The following is a 2,233-nucleotide window of genomic DNA, read 5'->3' on the forward strand; positions in this document are numbered from 1 at the left end:
AAGAGAAAAAGCCCTACAATGCCGTTGTAAAAATTGGGGAAAAGGGATATATTGATTTTATCTCTTTTTCAAAATAAGCATAAAAGCCCTTTAAACAGGGCTTTTATATATTAATCACAAATCACTTATCACAAATCACAAGTGATTTGTGATTAATCACTTGTGATTTGTGATTTTTAATGATACAATATTACTATACAAAAAAAGAATGGGGCGTAGTTATGGAGAAGGAAGAACTCAAAATACTTGAAGAATTAAGACGTATTTTAAACAGTAAAAATGAAGCAATTGTTATCTTAAACAATTATTTTAAAGGTGGTGTTGGAAAGTCAAAATTATCTACTATGTTTGCTTATTTGACAGACAAATTTAATTTAAAAGTTTTAATGATCGATAAGGACTTACAAGCAACATTGACAAAAGACTTAGCAAAAACATTTAAGGTAGAATTGCCACGTGTCAATTTTTATGAAGGCTTGAAAAATGGAAACTTGGCTTCTTCTATTATTCATTTGACTGATAATTTAGACTTGATCCCTGGCACGTTTGATTTGATGTTATTGCCAAAATTAACTCGCTCATGGACGTTTGAAAATGAAAGTAGATTGCTTGCTACTCTTTTAGCACCTTTAAAAAGTGACTATGATCTCATTATTATTGATACTGTACCAACGCCAAGCGTTTATACAAATAATGCAATCGTGGCGAGTGATTACGTTATGATCCCTTTACAAGCAGAAGAAGAAAGTACAAACAACATTCAAAACTATATTTCCTATTTGATTGATTTACAAGAACAATTTAACCCTGGACTAGATATGATCGGTTTTGTTCCTTATTTAGTTGATACGGACAGCGCAACGATAAAATCAAACCTGGAAGAACTGTACAAGCAACATAAAGAAGATAACTTGGTTTTCCAAAATATTATCAAGCGAAGTAATAAAGTAAGTACCTGGTCTAAAAACGGAATTACAGAACACAAAGGCTATGACAAAAAAGTTTTATCCATGTATGAGAACGTATTTTTTGAAATGCTTGAACGAATTATTCAATTAGAAAACGAAAAAGAATAGAATCACAAATCACAAGTGATTAATCACAAATCACTTGTGATTTGTGATTGTTGATGATAAAATAAGAATAAGAAGAAATAGAAAGAAGTGAGTGATTGTGGGAAATTTAGGCGCACAAAAAGCAAAACGAAATGATACACCAATCAGTGCAAAAAAAGATATAATGGGAGATAAGACGGTTCGTGTTCGTGCTGACTTGCACCATATCATAAAAATCGAAACAGCAAAGAATGGCGGAAACGTAAAAGAAGTTATGGATCAAGCCTTAGAAGAATATATACGGAAATATTTACCTGACAAACTTTAAAAGGAGTGAAAATGAAATGGCAGTTACGTATGAAAAAACATTTGAAATAGAGATCATTAACGAATTATCGGCAAGCGTTTATAATCGAGTATTAAACTATGTTTTGAACCATGAATTAAATAAAAATGACTCTCAATTATTGGAAGTCAATTTATTAAACCAATTAAAGCTTGCAAAACGTGTAAATCTTTTTGATTATTCTTTAGAAGAATTACAAGCCGTTCATGAGTATTGGCGGTCAATGAATCGTTACTCAAAACAAGTTTTGAATAAAGAGAAAGTGGCTTAATATGGCAAATATAGTCAATTTTACTGACAAACAATTTGAGAATCGCTTAAATGATAATTTAGAAGAATTGATTCAAGGAAAAAAAGCGGTTGAATCGCCAACCGCTTTTTTACTTGGTGGGCAACCAGGGTCAGGGAAAACCAGTTTGCGATCAGCAATTTTTGAAGAAACACAAGGAAATGTTATTGTCATTGATAATGATACCTTTAAACAACAGCACCCTAATTTTGATGAACTAGTGAAACTTTATGAAAAAGACGTAGTAAAACACGTTACCCCTTATTCTAATCGCATGACAGAAGCGATCATAAGCCGTTTGAGCGATCAAGGGTATAATTTGGTGATCGAAGGTACAGGACGAACAACAGACGTTCCTATTCAAACCGCAACAATGCTTCAAGCCAAAGGTTATGAAACAAAAATGTATGTCATGGCAGTACCTAAAATCAACTCATATTTAGGAATAATTGAACGATATGAAACCATGTATGCAGATGATCCAATGACAGCCAGGGCAACACCAAAACAAGCGCATGATATTGTTGTCAAAAACTTACCGAC

At 32.6% G+C, this 2,233-nt stretch carries 4 protein-coding genes and 1 pseudogene; all 5 read left to right on the top strand.

The features are described from left to right. A pseudogene (locus tag P7D84_RS13875) lies at positions 1-77 on the top strand (topoisomerase); the annotation flags it as partial. Between the two features lie 102 nt (positions 78-179). Then, positions 180-1,076 carry a ParA family protein gene (locus P7D84_RS13620; protein WP_002387620.1) on the top strand — a complete coding sequence of 299 codons (897 nt, stop codon included), beginning with the start codon at positions 180-182 and terminating at the stop codon, positions 1,074-1,076. 91 nt (positions 1,077-1,167) lie between these two features. Beyond that, positions 1,168-1,383, top strand: a complete 216-nt coding sequence (locus P7D84_RS13625; protein ID WP_001835296.1) for a peptide-binding protein — start codon at positions 1,168-1,170, stop codon at positions 1,381-1,383. Positions 1,384-1,399: 16 nt separating this feature from the next. Continuing rightward, positions 1,400-1,672, top strand: a complete 273-nt coding sequence (locus tag P7D84_RS13630) for an antitoxin (RefSeq protein ID WP_000301765.1) — start codon at positions 1,400-1,402, stop codon at positions 1,670-1,672. Between the two features lies 1 nt (position 1,673). Continuing rightward, the coding region (locus P7D84_RS13635; RefSeq protein WP_311806779.1) for a zeta toxin family protein at positions 1,674-2,233 on the top strand (560 nt) is incomplete at its 3' end.

Origin of the sequence: Enterococcus dongliensis, from assembly GCF_031927985.1 — a bacterium.
Classification (GTDB): domain Bacteria; phylum Bacillota; class Bacilli; order Lactobacillales; family Enterococcaceae; genus Enterococcus_A; species Enterococcus_A dongliensis.